Source organism: Nereida ignava, assembly GCF_001049735.1.
GTDB classification, from domain to species: Bacteria; Pseudomonadota; Alphaproteobacteria; order Rhodobacterales; family Rhodobacteraceae; genus Nereida; species Nereida ignava.
In genome coordinates this window covers 115,909-132,155 of sequence record NZ_CVPC01000009.1, presented here as the reverse complement: position 1 = coordinate 132,155, position 16,247 = coordinate 115,909, and the positions used below count along the sequence as shown (strand labels likewise).

General features: G+C 54.0%; 14 protein-coding genes. 8 read left to right on the top strand and 6 right to left on the bottom strand.

Annotated elements, in window-relative coordinates; all coding sequences use genetic code 11:
* The 7 genes from NIG5292_RS09320 to NIG5292_RS09290 all read left to right on the top strand — a co-directional run bounded on the left by NIG5292_RS09320 (position 1) and on the right by NIG5292_RS09290 (position 7,121).
* Positions 1 to 450, top strand: coding sequence for a GNAT family N-acetyltransferase (locus NIG5292_RS09320; RefSeq protein WP_233488203.1), 450 nt, complete (start codon positions 1 to 3; stop codon positions 448 to 450).
* 200 nt (positions 451 to 650) lie between these two features.
* Positions 651 to 1,646 (top strand): BMP family lipoprotein, encoded by a 996-nt coding sequence (locus NIG5292_RS09315; protein ID WP_048599258.1) that lies wholly within the window; start codon positions 651 to 653, stop codon positions 1,644 to 1,646.
* Positions 1,647 to 1,725: 79 nt separating this feature from the next.
* The gene (locus NIG5292_RS09310; protein ID WP_048599257.1) at positions 1,726 to 3,297 is read left to right on the top strand and encodes an ABC transporter ATP-binding protein; all 1,572 of its coding nucleotides are present in this window, start codon (positions 1,726 to 1,728) and stop codon (positions 3,295 to 3,297) included.
* 3 nt (positions 3,298 to 3,300) lie between these two features.
* Positions 3,301 to 4,398, top strand: a complete 1,098-nt coding sequence (locus NIG5292_RS09305) for an ABC transporter permease (protein WP_048599256.1) — start codon at positions 3,301 to 3,303, stop codon at positions 4,396 to 4,398.
* Positions 4,398 to 5,375: an ABC transporter permease gene (locus tag NIG5292_RS09300; protein WP_048599282.1), complete on the top strand. Its 978-nt coding sequence runs from the start codon at positions 4,398 to 4,400 to the stop codon at positions 5,373 to 5,375. Before NIG5292_RS09305 ends, NIG5292_RS09300 begins: the two co-directional genes overlap by 1 nt.
* A gap of 69 nt (positions 5,376 to 5,444) precedes the next feature.
* A complete protein-coding gene (locus tag NIG5292_RS09295; protein WP_048599255.1) occupies positions 5,445 to 6,365 on the top strand; it encodes a sulfite exporter TauE/SafE family protein in 921 nt (306 codons plus the stop codon).
* Positions 6,366 to 7,121: a TIGR02186 family protein gene (locus NIG5292_RS09290; RefSeq protein ID WP_048599254.1), complete on the top strand. Its 756-nt coding sequence runs from the start codon at positions 6,366 to 6,368 to the stop codon at positions 7,119 to 7,121.
* A gap of 20 nt (positions 7,122 to 7,141) precedes the next feature.
* On the opposite strand, the gene NIG5292_RS09285 is transcribed toward NIG5292_RS09290, so the two are convergent.
* From NIG5292_RS09285 to NIG5292_RS09260, 6 genes are all read right to left on the bottom strand, one after another.
* Positions 7,142 to 7,867, bottom strand: a complete 726-nt coding sequence (locus NIG5292_RS09285) for an SDR family oxidoreductase (RefSeq protein ID WP_048599253.1) — start codon at positions 7,865 to 7,867, stop codon at positions 7,142 to 7,144.
* Positions 7,864 to 9,405 carry an ATP-dependent DNA helicase gene (locus tag NIG5292_RS09280; protein ID WP_048599252.1) on the bottom strand — a complete coding sequence of 514 codons (1,542 nt, stop codon included), beginning with the start codon at positions 9,403 to 9,405 and terminating at the stop codon, positions 7,864 to 7,866. The genes NIG5292_RS09285 and NIG5292_RS09280 overlap by 4 nt, the downstream gene beginning before the upstream one ends.
* Entirely contained in the window at positions 9,377 to 10,090 is a 714-nt protein-coding gene (locus tag NIG5292_RS09275; protein ID WP_074842074.1) for an acyl-homoserine-lactone synthase, read from the bottom strand. Before NIG5292_RS09275 ends, NIG5292_RS09280 begins: the two co-directional genes overlap by 29 nt.
* A gap of 146 nt (positions 10,091 to 10,236) precedes the next feature.
* Positions 10,237 to 10,947 (bottom strand): helix-turn-helix transcriptional regulator, encoded by a 711-nt coding sequence (locus NIG5292_RS09270; RefSeq protein WP_048599251.1) that lies wholly within the window; start codon positions 10,945 to 10,947, stop codon positions 10,237 to 10,239.
* Between the two features lie 346 nt (positions 10,948 to 11,293).
* Positions 11,294 to 12,580, bottom strand: a complete 1,287-nt coding sequence (gene ccrA / locus NIG5292_RS09265; protein WP_048599250.1) for a crotonyl-CoA carboxylase/reductase — start codon at positions 12,578 to 12,580, stop codon at positions 11,294 to 11,296.
* Between the two features lie 114 nt (positions 12,581 to 12,694).
* Positions 12,695 to 14,077: a 1-acyl-sn-glycerol-3-phosphate acyltransferase gene (locus tag NIG5292_RS09260; protein ID WP_048599249.1), complete on the bottom strand. Its 1,383-nt coding sequence runs from the start codon at positions 14,075 to 14,077 to the stop codon at positions 12,695 to 12,697.
* 41 nt (positions 14,078 to 14,118) lie between these two features.
* Here NIG5292_RS09260 and NIG5292_RS09255 point away from each other — a divergent pair, with 41 nt between their 5' ends.
* Positions 14,119 to 16,218: an ethylmalonyl-CoA mutase gene (locus NIG5292_RS09255; RefSeq protein ID WP_306372343.1), complete on the top strand. Its 2,100-nt coding sequence runs from the start codon at positions 14,119 to 14,121 to the stop codon at positions 16,216 to 16,218.
* Positions 16,219 to 16,247 lie beyond the last annotated feature (29 nt).

Below are 16,247 nucleotides of genomic sequence, written 5' to 3'. Positions count from 1 at the left end.
ATGACGACGCCTGCATCCCCCAAAACCCAACTTACGCCAGAGGCTATGGCCGAAACGCACGCCGCGGCTTTTGCGTTAACCCGTCCGTGGTCGGCACATGAGTTTTCTGACCTGATTGAAAGCCCCACTTGTTTTGTGGTCGGCGACGCGCAGTGTTTTGCCCTTTCTCGGGTCATCGCAGATGAGGCGGAACTTTTGACCATTGCAACCCATCCGGATCACCAACGACAAGGCCACGCCAAAGCCGTAATGGACAGCCTTCATTCTCAATTACAAACGCGCGGCGCAGTGCAGATATTTCTTGAAGTGGCTGCACCGAATCTAGGCGCGTTGGCACTGTATGAAAGCCTCGGCTACCTGCATGTTGGCCGCCGCAAAGCCTACTACACCCCAACATCTGGTGGTGAGGCTCTCGATGCTATCGTAATGCAGCGTAAATTGCCTATTTAACGCACATTTTTATGCGCTAACTGCGGCTACACGTTACGGAAATATGAATCGCACTTGACCCCCCGCGCGCCCTGCCGCTTACTGTCGCCCATAAGGGTGTGGGTTGCCAATTCGGCATGGCCTGCGCTCTGCGAGGGCGACAATGAAATCTGCGATTTGGCGTGCCTCGTCTCGATTTAGAAATCCTTGGGGAGATACTCATGACAATCATGACGAAACTGATGAGCGCCGCAACTGGTCTTGCTCTGACCGCAACTGCTGCTGTTGCTGATCCTGCGATCATCTTCGATTTGGGCGGCAAGTTCGACAAATCGTTCAACGAAGCTGCTTTCAATGGCGCATCACGTTGGGCCGAAGAAACTGGTGGCACATTTAAAGAGATCGAATTGCAGTCAGACGCACAGCGCGAGCAAGCTCTGCGCCGCTTTGCGGAATCCGGTGCGAACCCAATCGTCATGGCAGGTTTTGCGTTCGGCTCAGCACTAAGCGAAGTTGCACCTGACTATCCTGACACAAAGTTCGCGATCATCGACATGGTTGTAGACCAGCCAAACGTTCGCTCTGTTGTATTCAACGAGCACGAAGGTTCATACCTTGCGGGCATCATGGCGGCGAACGCTTCTGAGACTGGCACAGTTTCATTCATCGGTGGCATGGACATTCCGTTGATCCGCCGCTTTGCATGTGGCTATGCACAAGGCGCAAAAGCAGCAAACGCTGACATCACAGTGATCTCCAACATGACCGGCACAACCGGTGCGGCGTGGAACGATCCGGTGAAAGGTTCCGAGCTGACCAAAGCGCAGATCAGCCAAGGTTCTGACGTTGTTTATGCAGCGGCAGGCGGCACCGGTCTTGGTGTTCTGCAGACCGCAGCTGACGAAGGTATTTTATCTATCGGCGTGGACAGCAACCAAAACTACCTGCACCCAGGAAAAGTTCTTACATCAATGCTGAAGCGCGTGGACAACGCTGTCTACAAAGCAATGCTTGACGGCACAGACATGGAAACAGGCTTCAATGTCATGGACCTGTCAAACCGCGGTGTTGGTGTTGCGCTCGATGAGAACAACGAAGGCCTCGTAACTTACGCGATGCTGTCTGAGACATATGCAGCGGCTGACAAAATCATCAGCGGCGATATCAAAGTGCATGACTACATGTCAGACGAATCCTGCCCTGCGCTGGACTTCTAAGACGTAACACCCATCGGGCCGCGCGGAGGACAATCTGCGCGGCCCTTTCCTATTCAGACAACGCAGGCGTTAATTTCTGATGACTGATATTGCTCCCGCCATCGAACTTAAGGGCATCTCGAAAGCCTTTGGACCGGTGCAAGCCAACAAAGACATTTCAATTCGCGTAATGCCCGGCACAATCCACGGTATTATCGGTGAAAATGGCGCAGGCAAATCAACCCTGATGAGCATCCTTTACGGCTTTTACAAAGCCGACAAAGGCGAGGTTTTCATCAGCGGCCGAAAAACAGAAATCCCTGACAGCCAAGCCGCGATTGCCGCAGGCATTGGGATGGTGTTCCAGCACTTTAAACTGGTTGAAAATTTTACAGTTCTTGAGAACGTCGTATTGGGCGCAGAAGATGGCTGGAGCCTTGGCCCGTCACTGCGCAAGGCGCGCAAAGAGCTGATCAACCTTGCGGATGAATACGGCTTGAACGTGGATCCTGATGCCTTGATTGAAGAAATCGGCGTGGGAATGCAGCAGCGCGTGGAAATCCTTAAGGCGCTTTACCGGCAAGCGGACATTTTGATCCTTGATGAGCCAACGGGCGTGCTAACCCCCGCAGAGGCAGATCAGCTTTTCCGCATTCTACAGCGCCTGAAGGCCGAGGGGAAAACGATTATCCTTATCACACACAAGCTGCGTGAAATTATGGATGTCACCGATACCGTCAGCGTGATGCGGCGCGGTGAAATGACCGCCACGGTCAAGACATCTGAGACAAGCCCGCAACAACTGGCCGAGTTGATGGTTGGCCGCAAAGTATTGCTGCGCGTTGATAAAACACCCGCAAAACCGCGCGAGGCTGTGCTTGAAGTAAAAGGCCTTAACGTCACAGATGACAAAGGCGTTCATCGCCTCAAGGGCATTGATTTGACTGTGCGCGCAGGCGAAGTTTTGGGCATTGCTGGCGTGGCTGGTAACGGGCAGTCGGAGTTGCTTGAAGTGCTAGGCGGCATCCAATCCGGCGAAGGTTCAGTCAAACTGAACGGCGCTGAAATTGATCTGACGGGACGCCATTCAGACGGACAATCACGGCGCGCACGGGGCGTTGCGCACGTTCCAGAAGATAGGCAACGCGAAGGCCTGATTATGAATTTTGCCGCGTGGGAAAACACCGGCTTCGGGTATCATCACGATGACCGCTACAACCGCAGCCGCCTGATGATGGACAACGCGGCACTACGCCAAGACACTGAAGAAAAGATGGACCGTTTTGACGTGCGCCCGCCCAATCCAAAGCTGGCGGCCAAATCCTTTTCGGGAGGCAACCAACAAAAAATCGTTCTGGCCCGCGAGATTGAGCGCAATCCGGACTTGTTGCTGATCGGTCAACCCACCCGCGGTGTGGACATTGGTGCAATCGAATTCATCCACCAACAGATTGTCGCCCTGCGCGATCAAGGTAAAGCGATCCTGCTGGTCTCGGTCGAGTTGGAGGAAATCCTCGCACTATCTGACCGGATTGCTGTCATGTTTGACGGCCAAATCATGGGCGAACGCTTGCCCGATGAAACAGACGAAAAAGAGCTGGGCCTGATGATGGCTGGCATGACTCGTGAGGCAGCCGCCGCGCAGCCTCAAAACGCAGCACAGGAGGGCTAGAGCATGGATGTGATCCCAAAGTGGGCCGACGCGGTTCTGGTCCCTCTTATTTCACTTATTCTTGCCGCAGTACTTTCGGCGCTTGTGATCCTTGCCATTGGTGAGGACCCTGTTGCGGCTGCAAAGCTCATGGTCGAAGGCGCCGTTGGTTCGACCTATGGCTGGGGCTACACACTTTACTACGCGACCAACTTTATCTTCACGGGCCTTGCTGTATCGGTCGCGTTTCATGCGCGCATGTTCAACATTGGCGGCGAGGGACAGGCCATGCTTGGCGGTTTGGGCGTGGCATTGGTATGTCTATATATTCCGTTTCCGCACTGGGCACTGGCTTTGCCCGTAGCGATTATCGGCGCTGCTGCTTTTGCCGCAATTTGGGCCGCGATCCCTGCGTATTTGCAAGCCAAACGCGGCAGCCACATTGTTATCACCACAATCATGTTCAACTTCATTGCAGCAGCGCTTTTGAACTACCTGTTGGTGGGTATGCTCAAACCCTCAGGTGCGATGGATCCAGCAACCGCCAAGTTTGCGGCCACTACGCACCTTCCGACCTTCCAAGATTTGTTCAGCTGGGGTGAAAAGCCAGTGTTCCGTGGCGCACCGGCAAACGTGAGCTTTTTCGTCAGTTTGCTGGCCTGCGTCGCAGTTTGGTTCTTAATCTGGCGGACCCGTCTGGGCTTTGAAATTCGCGCCTACGGCGAAAGCGAAAGCGCCGCAAAGTACGCGGGTATCAGCCCTACCAAAATTATCATGATCTCAATGATCATCTCGGGCGCATTGGCGGGCTGCATGGCGATCAACAATGTCATGGGCGAGGCAGAGCGTCTCGTGCTAGGCAGCGTCGAAGGCGCAGGTTTCATCGGCATCGCGGTAGCATTGATGGGCCGCAGTCACCCGCTTGGGGTGCTTCTTGCTGCGATCTTGTTTGGCTTTTTGTATCAGGGCGGTGCAGAACTGGCGCTTTGGACGAACATCCCGCGTGAGTTGATCATCGTCATTCAGGCGCTGGTCATCATGTTCACAGGGGCGCTCGACAACATGATCCGTATGCCGCTTGAGAAAATATTCTTGATGATGCGCAAAGAGGGAGCAGCATGATGTGGGATTTTCTGAACCTCTTTTCCGTCCCCGTTCTTGAGACATCAATCCGCTTGGCCACACCCTTGTTGTTGGCGTGCCTTGCAGGACTGTTCAGCGAACGTGCGGGTATTTTTGACATCGGCCTTGAAGGCAAAATGTTGATTGCCGCGTTCTTTTCTGCCGCGATCAGCTTCAACACAGGCTCTGTTTGGCTTGGGCTTGGCGCCGGTATTTTGGCATCAGTCACCTTGTCGATCATCCACGGACTGGCCTCGATCACATTCCGTGGCAACCAACTGATCTCTGGCGTGGCAATCAATTTTCTCGCGGCTGGCATGACCGTTTTGATTGCGCAAAGCTGGTTCAAACAAGGCGGGCGTACGCCCCAGCTTGAGGGCGCTGCGCGGTTCAACCCAATTGAATTTCCATTCGCCGAAACCTTCATGCCCGTGCCCGTTGCAGGACCGGTCTACGCCAGCCTAATCGGCGGGCACGCTCTGTTGGTTTATGTGGCAATCGCAATGGTGCCCCTGACCTGGTGGGTCCTGTTTCGCACACGCTTCGGCCTGCGCCTGCGCGCCGTTGGCGAGAACCCCGCTGCGGTCGATACTGCAGGCGTTTCCGTGGTTGGTCTGCGCAATGCGGCAGTTTTGATTTGCGGTGTCTTGTGCGGGCTTGCGGGCGCCTATTTGGCGACAGCGCTGCAGGCAGGTTTCGTCAAAGACATGACCGCAGGCCGTGGCTACATCGCCCTTGCCGCGCTGATCTTTGCCAAGTGGCGGCCGTGGTATGCATTGGCCGCGTGTCTGCTGTTTGGCTATCTACAAGCGATTGCCTTGCGTCCTGATCTTTTGACCGCTGCGTTTGGGTTCAAAGTGCAAATCCAATTGCTTGACGCATTACCGTACATTTTGACAGTCGTGATCTTGGCGGGATTTGTGGGCAAAGCCATTCCCCCACGGGCTGGCGGCGCGCCATATGTGAAAGAGCGGTAAGACAACTGGACTCATAGTGCCTTTCAATTTGGCGGTTGAAGTCAGGCCAGAATAGGTTGAAGGGAAGCCATGCAAATCTACCTGCCCATCGCGGAAGTTTCCGTTAACGCATTTCTGTTGTTAGGTCTCGGCGGCATCGTCGGTATCTTGTCCGGGATGTTTGGTGTGGGTGGTGGTTTTCTGATGACCCCCTTGCTGTTCTTTATCGGCATCCCGCCTGCAGTTGCTGTGGCCACTGAAGCAAACCAGATTGTAGCCTCGTCGTTCTCTGGTGTGCTTGCGCACTTCAAACGAAAAACCGTTGATTTCAGGATGGGAACCGTGCTGCTTGTGGGTGGCCTGATCGGCGCTGCACTGGGTGTGGTTGTTTTCAACTACCTGAAGTCCTTGGGGCAAGTCGATCTGCTGGTAAAGCTTTGCTACGTCGTCTTTTTGGGCGTTGTTGGCGGCTTGATGTTTATCGAAAGCCTCAACGCAATCCGCCGCACCAACGCCCCTGCCGGTACGGCACCGCGCAAACGTAAGAACCACACGTGGATTCACGCGCTGCCGTTCAAGATGAAGTTCCGCGTCTCGGGCCTCTATATTAGTGTGATCCCGCCTGTGATCGTTGGTGTTGTCGTGGGTATTCTGGCAGCAATCATGGGCGTTGGTGGCGGCTTTATCATGGTGCCTGCGATGATTTATCTACTTGGCATGCCGACTAAAGTTGTTGTGGGTACATCCCTTTTTCAGATTATCTTTGTGACCGCGTTCACCACAATGTTGCACGCCACAACAAACTATACCGTAGATATGATGCTGGCAGTTTTGCTGTTGGTCGGCGGCGTTATTGGCGCACAGATCGGAACGCGGATTGGTGCAAAGATGAAGGCAGAGCAGTTGCGCATTCTGCTTGCGCTGATGGTGCTTGGTGTCTGTTCCAAGCTTGCACTGGATCTGCTGCTGACCCCATCGGAGCTTTATTCTATCGGCTTGGGAGGGCACTAGATGCTACGTGCTTTTCTCATCGCGCTTTTGCTGGCGACGCCAGCCGCTGCGCAGAACTTAGTACTTGGCCTGTCAGAGAGTGAAGTGGCCATTACAACAACCTTCGATGGCTCAGACATTTTGGTTTTTGGTGCAATCAAGCACGAAAGTGCGGTGACGCAAGAAGCCAAACTTGACCTGATCGTCACCGTAAAGGGCCCCGATCAAGCAACCACAGTTTACCGCAAAGACCGCCGCTTTGGCATATGGGTCAACGCCGCAACCGTTGAGGTCGACGCAGCGCCATCGTTTTACGCGATCGAAACAACGCGCCCCATCGCAGATATCTTGGGGGACGAAGCCGATCGCTATTACGAGATCACCCTACCCCGCGTCATCAAGCCAAGCGCGGAGGGCCACGGCAACAACGATGTGGCGCTATTCACCGAAGCTTTGATGCGCATCCGCCAAGACGCCAACAAATACCAATTGCGCGAATGGGATGCCGCGCTAATCGACAATACGTTGTTCCGCACAGACGTTGAGTTGCCTGCTAACCTTGTTGAAGGCGCCTACGAAGTCAGCGTTTTTCTGCTAAAAGACAAAAAGGTCATCTCAACCTACAGCACTGTTCTTGATGTGCGCAAAGCGGGGCTTGAGCGTTGGATGTACAACCTGTCACGCCAACAACCGTTCTACTACGGCATCCTGTCGCTGATCATCGCAATCAGTGCCGGTTGGGGTGCCTCAGCAATTTTCCGTGTGTTCCAACGATAAGATAACGGTATTCAGTATCGTCAGCCGCGCCCGATATGGGGCATTGCGCTGGCCATCACCATCATGGTCTGGACGTTCGCTTCCTCCGGCAAACTGGCCATGTGAAAGACGGACTTTGCCACATCTTCAACGGCCATTGTGGGCAACGGCGGCAAGCCTTCGGCCGCGCGCTTTACTTCAAGGTTCGCCACTAAATCTGTACGTGCGTTGCCAATGTCAATTTGACCGCAAGCAATGCCAAACGGGCGCCCATCAAGCGTGATTGTCTTGGTCAGACCAGAAACGCCGTGTTTTGTCGTCGTATAACACGTCGACCCTTCGCGCGGGGTATGCGCACTGATCGAGCCGTTGTTTATGATCCGACCGCCCTGATCGGATTGGTGCCGCATGGTTCGAAACGCAGCACGGGCACACAAAAACATCCCCGTTAAGTTCACATCAACGGTCGCCTGCCAATCGGCCAACTGGATTTCATCAATGCTCATTTGCGGCCCAAACTGGCCCGCGTTATTGAACAAAACATCTAAACGGTGATTGCCTGAAAAGGTTTTAAACGCGGCATCAACCGCTGCTTCATCAGTCACGCTACACGGTAGACAAACGGCGTTCTCATGGCCATCTGCTATGCCTTCTAACGCAGATGCCGTGCGCGCCATCAGACCAACGCGCCAACCGTTCTGCAAGAAATAGCGTGCTGTAACTGCGCCAATACCGCTGCTTGCCCCAGTGATGATAATCGACTTCATGAGTTTGCCTCTAAAGGTTCAGCTTCAAGGGTAAGTGGTGCGGGCTTGCTCGGCAAATCATCAATGATCAGCGGCCCCTTGGGACGGGCCAACGCAGCACGTACACACCAATGGAGGCGAGTCTCTGCACGCGTGATTGCAACATATGCCAAGCGCTTCCACAGCGGCTGCCCCGCCTCAGAACGGCCCATGCGCGCGGCAACAAAAATATCTGGCGCAAACACCTGCACTTCATCCCATTGCGAGCCCTGCGCCTTGTGAATTGTCACCGCAGCACCGTGCAGAAAAGTGGCGCCCATGCGCGCGGCAAACGGAATGACAGGCTCTTCCTCGCCGGGTTTTTCTAACTTCATAATTGACGCGGCACTCACCTGCGGGTCCTCTGCCCCCATGACGTGCAGGCGTGAAAAGCCAGGCTTGCGGCCAAGGCCCATATAGATGACCTGCGCGCCCTTAATCAGACCTCGCGCCTCAAGATCGAGCCGCTTTTTGCGGTGCTTCATGGGCAATTCAATACCATCACAAATAAGCGGCTCACCTTCCAACAGCTCTTCTTCGGGCGCGCTGTAGGCACCGCGAAACGCATTGATCAGTTTGATCCGCGTCGCGTTACGCCACACAAGACACGGCGAGCGCGCCATCAAATCGCAATTCACCCGCTCGGCCCATACGACCCGATCATCTTTTTGGGAGGCGTCTCTTACCATCTGTTCAAAGTGATGAAACTCAAGCGACGGGTCCGCCAACGCATGAGCCAAATCAAGAATGGGATTGTCTTTGGTTTGCCGGTGGACACGGCTCAGCTCATGCTTGCGCGGCCCCTTGAGACCATCAAACACCATACCCCCAGATTGGTTGACGGGCGCAAGCTGTGCGGGATCACCAAACAACACAAGCGTTGGAAAAATTTCCTGAAGGTCTTCGTACTGCTTAGCGTCCAGCATTGAGGATTCATCGATGAACCCAATATCAAGGGGGTTCTCACGCCGTTTCCAGCCGGTGATAAAATCAGAACCGCGCAAGCCCGCCGCAGCAAGCGCACCCGGTATTGATTTGTTGGTCTGATAATATGCCCACGCGCGATCAAGCGCCAAATCCGTCAGGTCTTCTACGTCAGGCCGCTCAAGGGTGTTGCCCGCCAACCATTCAGCAATTTTTTCATACTCAGGATCATACATGGGCGTGTACAAGATCCGGTGGATCGTCGTTGCGGGAACACCGCGGTTACGCAGTACACTTGCAGCTTTGTTGGTAGGGGCAAGAATGGCCAGCGTGCGTTTGTCTTTAGATTTACGGGACTCGTAGTCGCCTGAAACAACCTCAACACCGGCGGCTTCAATGGCACGGTACAATTCGGCCAGCAGCAGTGTTTTACCGCTGCCAGCCTTGCCGATCACGGCCATCACACTGGATTTACTGTCTTGTGGCGGTAGCACCACATCGTTTTCAATATCGACGCCCGCGCGCTTCAACAGATCAGAAATGCTGTCAAAAGCATGGGCTTGGTCTTCAGAAAACTGGATGCTGGGTATGCTCATGGCGCGACACTATATCGGCGCACCAGTCGCTGCCAGTGGCTGTCTCAGCTTGGGCTGGAGTTTTTGCATTTAACGTTTGCAAAGACGCCTTGAACCACTGATCCGACGTTGCTGCCTCAATGCCCAAGCGTGCATACGTCTTTGCCCAGGCCCCATCTTGCATCTGCCAAAGGCCTACGCAAATTTCGCCCGCACCCGAGCCCGCTTGCCCGATGATATCAGGGCTTACACCGTATAGACGATAAATCCGCGCCATCCGCGGGTCAAAAACACCAATGTAGTGGCGCAAAGAAAAGCGTCGCATGACCTCGCCTGCCCCGAGCACCAATGCCGCCGCACAGGAGCGCATATCATCTGCGCGCGGGCTGATGCAGAACCGTGTACATTCCCAAATAAGCGGACTTTCGATATGGACCCCACCGGTAAGGTGGGCAAAATAGTCATGCACCATGGTCCGGCCCGTTGTGGGCAAGAACCGCATTGAGCCACCATGGGTGCCATCGGGCAGTTCCCAAATGACATAGAGCGGGCACATGTCGTCGTACTCGTCACGCTCATGCCCGTTATAATCGACGCTTACTTCCCATCCAAGACGGTCTTTAAACTGAACTGCCCGATCACGGAACATGGTGTGTGCAAGGCGTGGAAATTGGTCGAGCTGATCTGCGTAGATGTAGCGAAGCATGCGGGCGTCCTATCACTGATGAAGGTGGCTCCTGTCGCAAACCGGACAGGAAGATTGCCTCATCATGTGTTTAGGCCTGTTAAAGGCTGCTTACGCCAACGCGCGGCGGCAGAGCGCCGAACGCAACACCAAAGGGAATGTTTGCACTATACGACGATCAATCCTTTGGTCAGCGCACGAGCAACCGCATGGGTGGTGTTAAGCGCACCCAGCTTATGACGCGCGCCCTCAACATAGACCCGCAGCGTGTGCTCTGAAATCTGCAAATCATGAGCCGCCTGAGAGCGTGAGTATCCCCTTGCTAGCAGCGCCATCGCGGATAGTTCGCGGGGCGAAAGATTGACGATTGTGTTATCAAAGCCTGTGTCAAAATCGAGGGCACGCTCATTAAACTTATGGGCGATAATGATCAGAGATTGCTGATTTAAATCAATAAATTCTGCCCATGCCTCATCATTGGTGTTCGCGTTGCATGACAATAAGGCAAACTGACCAGACGGCCCACGCACCGGAATGGACAGCCCTTGATTGCCTACACCGTATTCAATGGCCTCGCGCAGAAACGCTTTGGCCCCCTTACTGGACCAATCAAGGTCTTTCCAATTCAGCGGATGAAATCGCTGTAGCGCGCCAAGGATAACGGGGTCCATCCGCAGGTAGTCCTTTTCGACGTACCGATCGACCCACTCGGTACTGTAGGTGCCTGCTCCAAAGCGCTCACCGACAGAATTAACCCAATGGTAAATAAAATGATCTAATTTGTAATAATCCCGAAGGTTCTCGGTAATCCGTTGAAAATCCTCAAGCGTGTTCGCTTGCTCGAGGTCGTTCACGATACTCTCCAGTGCCCCACTCATTGAGTGCGTCTCCCCTGGCGGCCAAGATATCACTTGCCGCAATCAAAGCGACGTCATCAAGATGCTCAGCCAAGCGCCCCAAACCATTGGAACGGGCGAAAACACGAAGATCTACGAGGACGTCTAATATCCATTCATTCTGCACTACACTCACCCTAAAATAGTTAATCTCACATAAACACAACCTTAACTTGTATTTATTTTATATGAAATTCGCGCATCCTAGCTCCCCAGATATAGTGAGGCAGTCAAATTTAAGTCGTTCAAAACGAAAGAAGCCCAACACCTTCATGGCATTGGGCTTCGATTCGGCGCGCAGGGGGAGCCTGCAAACCGTTATGAAAGGTTACTTTCCGGCCTCAACCGTATCGATCAGCGTCCGCAGACCGGTCTTTGGCGCTTGAACCAATACGGACATATTGCCCGGCTTATGCTCGTTCCGGAGCATTTTCATGTGGGCCTCAGGCAGGTCGTTCCATTCAAAAACTTCCGACATACAAGGGTCAAGACGTTCCTCTACCATCAATTGGTTCGCCGCAGCCGCTTGCTTGAGGTGCGCGAAGTGCGAGCCCTGAAGACGCTTTTGGTGCATCCACATATAGCGGACGTCAAAGGTCATGTTGAAGCCAGTCGTGCCAGCACAAATCACGACCATGCCACCTTTCTTGCACACGAAGGTCGAGACCGGGAAGGTGGACTCACCAGGGTGCTCAAACACCATATCAACGTTGTTACCTTTGCCGGTAATCTGCCAAATCGCAGCACCAAACTTACGCGCGGCGCGGAACCACTCGGCATATTCTGGTGTGTTAACCGTTGGCATCTGGCCCCAGCAGTCAAAGTCATTGCGGTTCAAAACACCCTTGGCACCCAGTGACATCACGAAATCGCGTTTACTTTCGTCCGAGATAACGCCGATTGCGTTGGCACCAGCAGTCTTAATCAGTTGGATCGCGTAGGATCCAAGCCCACCGGATGCGCCCCAAACAAGAACGTTCTGGCCCGGCTTAAGATCATGAGGCGCGTGGCCAAATAGCATCCGGTACGCGGTGGCGAGCGTAAGAGTGTAGCAAGCGCTTTCCTCCCACGTCAGATGCTTTGGACGCGGCATCAATTGTTGCGATTGCACCCGCGTAAACTGGCTGAACGAGCCGTCAGGTGTCTCATACCCCCAAATCCGTTGGCTTTGCGAGTACATCGGATCACCGCCGTTACACTCCTCATCATCGCCATCATCTTGGTTGCAATGAATCACAACTTCGTCGCCAACTTTCCAGCGCGTCACTTTATCACCCACAGCCCAAACAATGCCCGACGCATCAGAACCCGCGATGTGATAGGGCTGGTTGTGGCCATCAAACGGGCTGATTGGCACGCCGAGGGCGGCCCAAACTCCGTTATAGTTAATACCGGCAGCCATCACGAGAACCAACACTTCGTTGCTATCCAGCGTGGGAACATCGACCACTTCCTGAAGCATCGCGCTATCTGGGTTGCCGTGACGTTCGCGGCGAATTGCCCATGAGTACATCTTTGGCGGCACAAAGCCCATCGGGGGGATTTCACCCACTTCGTAGAGCTCTTTCTCGACCGCATCATATGAAATCAAGTTGCTGTTAGTATCCAAAGCCATTGCGCGGTCTCCGTTCCAAATTTCAGGTGCCGCAGCGCAGAATCACTGTCGACACCTCTTTGAATATGATCGCGAAGGTAATATAGCAACTATTTTTTACATATCTTTGTAATTTTATAACCCAGCAGTCGCAGCATTTTCTACATTTCTACGCTGCACATGCACGATAGAGTTCGAATAATACTCAAGAATATGACGTTGATCGTCTTTCACTCGCACGATTGTACCAGTCTGTGTAATCAAGCGGCGGGCCGTCATGACCTTCAAGCCTTCAGCAACAATTGACGCTGCATCACCACAGGACACGTTGTGCGCGGTATCATCATCAAGGCCTGCAAAGTATTTCGTGACGGCCAGCTCAAGATCAGCACGGGTTGCACCATCCGTGGCCTCCAGCAAGACAGTGCTCAATACAGGGATCGGCAAGACAGGCATTACGTTTTCAATCCGCATCATCAGTTCGCGGCCCAATGCACGCGGCAACTCCGCATGATGTGTTGCAAATTCACGCAAGGACAGCGGCTTGCCAAAACTAACGCTCGCAACCCCAAATTTATAAGCGCGCCGACAAATACGAAGCCATACGTGCTTTAAAATGAAGCCGCCCACTACAGACATGCGGGCGTTAAACTTACGGTCACCCCGCTGACCGGCTGAAATAAGAATGCGGTCTTCAAGTATCCGGTCGTAATTCAAGGCAACTGGCACAAAAACCACATCACGGCTTTCGGGGGTCCACCCTTCAATAATGTAGTTCAACAGCCCCAGCTTGGGCGCCGCCACTTTTCCATCAAGGCTTAGACCACCCTCAGGAAACACTGCCTGCGTCACACCGTTCTCCGTAGCCATTTGCACATACCGCGCAAGAACGCGCCGGTAGAGCGCATTACGTGAACGGCGCCGGATAAAATACGCACCCATTGAACGGATTAGTCGTGAGAGGGGCCAGACACGAGCCCACTCACCGACCGCATAAGACAACGCAGAAGCATCAGCCGCCAAGTAAGTGACCAGCATGTAATCCATGTTGGAGCGGTGGTTCATGATGAACACGACCGTAGCATCCTGATCAATCTCAGCGCGTTCAACATGGCCGAGACGTACGTGATACAGCGTATTGCCGAGCCAACGTGCCACCCGAATGCCCACACCAAAATACGCTGTCGCACTAAATGATGGAACAATCTCGCGGGCGTATCTGCGGGCCATTTCCAGGGCGACCTCATCAGGCATCCCTTCCTCAGAGGCATATTCTGACACAGCCGCCAATACATCACGATCATACGTCAGTCGTTGGATCATATCAGCGCGGCGCGCCAGCTTGAAAGGTTGGATAGGGCGGGTCAGCCGCTCGTTTACTTTCGCCACAACCCGCTCGGCACGTTTGCGCAAAAACCACCGAACAGAAGGAAACAGGAGCCGCTCTCCGATAGAGATAGCAGCTGCGATGCCGATCAGAACGAGAACCCACGCGGGCAGAGCAACTGTTTCAAACATATCTATAACTCGCATGTTGCTGCAGCGGGGTAAATGCCCACATGCTGCGGCGCAGCGGATTGACAGAAGTATATTGTGTCCGATACACCCTACCTATGTGTAATTTTATTGCGCAACTAGATTCGGCCCCTTTGGGCCAACAGCCAACTGTGGAGCCTGCCATGACCAACGCCACTCAAGACCGCACCAAAGATCGCCCTTGGCTCTTCAGAACATATGCGGGCCACTCAACGGCAAAAGCATCTAATGCACTTTACCGTGGGAACTTGGCAAAAGGACAGACGGGGCTTTCCGTTGCTTTTGATCTGCCGACACAAACAGGATATGATAGTGATCATGAACTGTCGCGCGGCGAAGTTGGCAAAGTTGGCGTGCCAGTGGCTCATCTTGGGGACATGCGTGCCCTGTTTGATGATATCCCGGTAGATCAGATGAACACATCGATGACGATCAACGCCACGGCACCGTGGTTGTTAGCGCTTTATATCGCGGTTGCTGAAGAACAAGGCGCGGACATCTCCGCGCTGCAAGGCACAGTGCAAAACGATATCATCAAAGAATACCTGTCACGCGGCACATACGTCTGCCCACCCAAACCATCCATGCGTATGATTACGGACGTTGCCGCCTACACCCGCGAGCATCTGCCAAAATGGAACCCCATGAACATTTGCTCATACCACCTCCAAGAGGCTGGTGCGACACCAGAGCAAGAACTCGCCTTTGCGCTTGCTACGGCAACCGCTGTACTTGACGATCTGAAAGGCAAAGTCCCCGCCGAACACTTCCCCGCCATGGTTGGCCGGATCAGCTTTTTCGTAAACGCAGGCATCCGGTTTGTAACCGAGATGTGCAAAATGCGCGCGTTTGTAGACCTTTGGGACGAAATTTGCCGCGAGCGTTACGGCGTGGATGACCCAAAGTTCCGCCGTTTCCGGTACGGCGTTCAGGTAAATTCTCTTGGCCTGACCGAGCAACAGCCTGAAAATAACGTCTATCGTATCTTGGTCGAAATGCTTGCGGTGACCCTTTCCAAGAAAGCACGCGCCCGCGCAGTTCAACTGCCCGCTTGGAACGAAGCATTGGGCCTGCCACGTCCCTGGGACCAACAATGGTCTTTGCGCATGCAGCAGATCATGGCGTTTGAAACGGACCTACTGGAATACGACGATCTGTTTGACGGTAACCCAGCAGTTGACCGGAAAGTCGAAAGCCTGAAAGAGGGCGCGCGCGCAGAACTTGCGACGATTGACGGCATGGGCGGCGCTGTTGAAGCGATCGAATACATGAAGTCACGTCTTGTCGAAGCCAACGCAGAACGGATTGGCGATATTGAGCAAGGCGAAACCACTGTGGTTGGGGTCAACAAATTCACAACCGGAGAACCCTCGCCCCTTACCGCCGGCGATGAGGCAATTATGGTGGCGGATGCGGACGCAGAGCGCGACCAGATAGAGCGGCTGAATGCATGGCGCAGCGAGCGTGACGACAGCGCCGTTAAAGGAGCCCTTGATGAGCTGCGCCAAGCGGCCGCGACAGGTCTCAACGTGATGCCTGCCTCGATCAAAGCGGCCAAAGCCGGTGCAACCACAGGCGAATGGGGCAATGTTGTCCGCACCGCCTTTGGGCAGTACCGCGGGCCCACTGGTGTGTCCAAAAATCCCTCCAACCGGACCGAAGGCCTTGAGAACATCCGTGCCGCCGTTGACGCAGTCAGTGACAAACTGGGCCGCCGCCTAAAGTTTCTTGTGGGCAAACCTGGTCTTGATGGACATTCCAACGGCGCAGAGCAAATCGCAGCACGCGCCCGTGATTGCGGAATGGACATCAGCTATGAAGGGATTCGCCTCACTCCTGATGAGATTGTGTCAGCCGCCTTGGAAGATGACGCCCATGTGATTGGTCTGTCGATCCTGTCTGGTAGTCACATTCCGCTTATGGGTGACTTGATGGAGAAGCTACGCACCGCCGGACTTGCGCACATCCCCGTCGTCGTTGGTGGCATTATTCCAGAGGATGACGCAGACCGTTTGCGCGCCATGGGTGTTGCTAAAGTCTACACACCAAAAGACTTCGAGCTGAATCGCATCATGACAGATTTGGTGGAGTTGGTTGAGCCACAAGACGTCGCGGCGCAATAACCGCACAATAGAGGGGCTTGTAGAGCAGC

Bases quoted from the DNA above. Each gene is read 5' to 3' on its own strand.
- NIG5292_RS09320 (WP_233488203.1), top strand. From the start codon at position 1: ATGACGACGCCTGCATCCCCCAAAACCCAACTTACGCCAGAGGCTATG.
- NIG5292_RS09315 (WP_048599258.1), top strand. From the start codon at position 651: ATGACAATCATGACGAAACTGATGAGCGCCGCAACTGGTCTTGCTCTG.
- NIG5292_RS09310 (WP_048599257.1), top strand. From the start codon at position 1,726: ATGACTGATATTGCTCCCGCCATCGAACTTAAGGGCATCTCGAAAGCC.
- NIG5292_RS09305 (WP_048599256.1), top strand. From the start codon at position 3,301: ATGGATGTGATCCCAAAGTGGGCCGACGCGGTTCTGGTCCCTCTTATT.
- NIG5292_RS09300 (WP_048599282.1), top strand. From the start codon at position 4,398: ATGTGGGATTTTCTGAACCTCTTTTCCGTCCCCGTTCTTGAGACATCA.
- NIG5292_RS09295 (WP_048599255.1), top strand. From the start codon at position 5,445: ATGCAAATCTACCTGCCCATCGCGGAAGTTTCCGTTAACGCATTTCTG.
- NIG5292_RS09290 (WP_048599254.1), top strand. From the start codon at position 6,366: ATGCTACGTGCTTTTCTCATCGCGCTTTTGCTGGCGACGCCAGCCGCT.
- NIG5292_RS09285 (WP_048599253.1), bottom strand. From the start codon at position 7,867: ATGAAGTCGATTATCATCACTGGGGCAAGCAGCGGTATTGGCGCAGTT.
- NIG5292_RS09280 (WP_048599252.1), bottom strand. From the start codon at position 9,405: ATGAGCATACCCAGCATCCAGTTTTCTGAAGACCAAGCCCATGCTTTT.
- NIG5292_RS09275 (WP_074842074.1), bottom strand. From the start codon at position 10,090: ATGCTTCGCTACATCTACGCAGATCAGCTCGACCAATTTCCACGCCTT.
- NIG5292_RS09270 (WP_048599251.1), bottom strand. From the start codon at position 10,947: ATGAGTGGGGCACTGGAGAGTATCGTGAACGACCTCGAGCAAGCGAAC.
- ccrA (WP_048599250.1), bottom strand. From the start codon at position 12,580: ATGGCTTTGGATACTAACAGCAACTTGATTTCATATGATGCGGTCGAG.
- NIG5292_RS09260 (WP_048599249.1), bottom strand. From the start codon at position 14,077: ATGTTTGAAACAGTTGCTCTGCCCGCGTGGGTTCTCGTTCTGATCGGC.
- NIG5292_RS09255 (WP_306372343.1), top strand. From the start codon at position 14,119: ATGCTGCGGCGCAGCGGATTGACAGAAGTATATTGTGTCCGATACACC.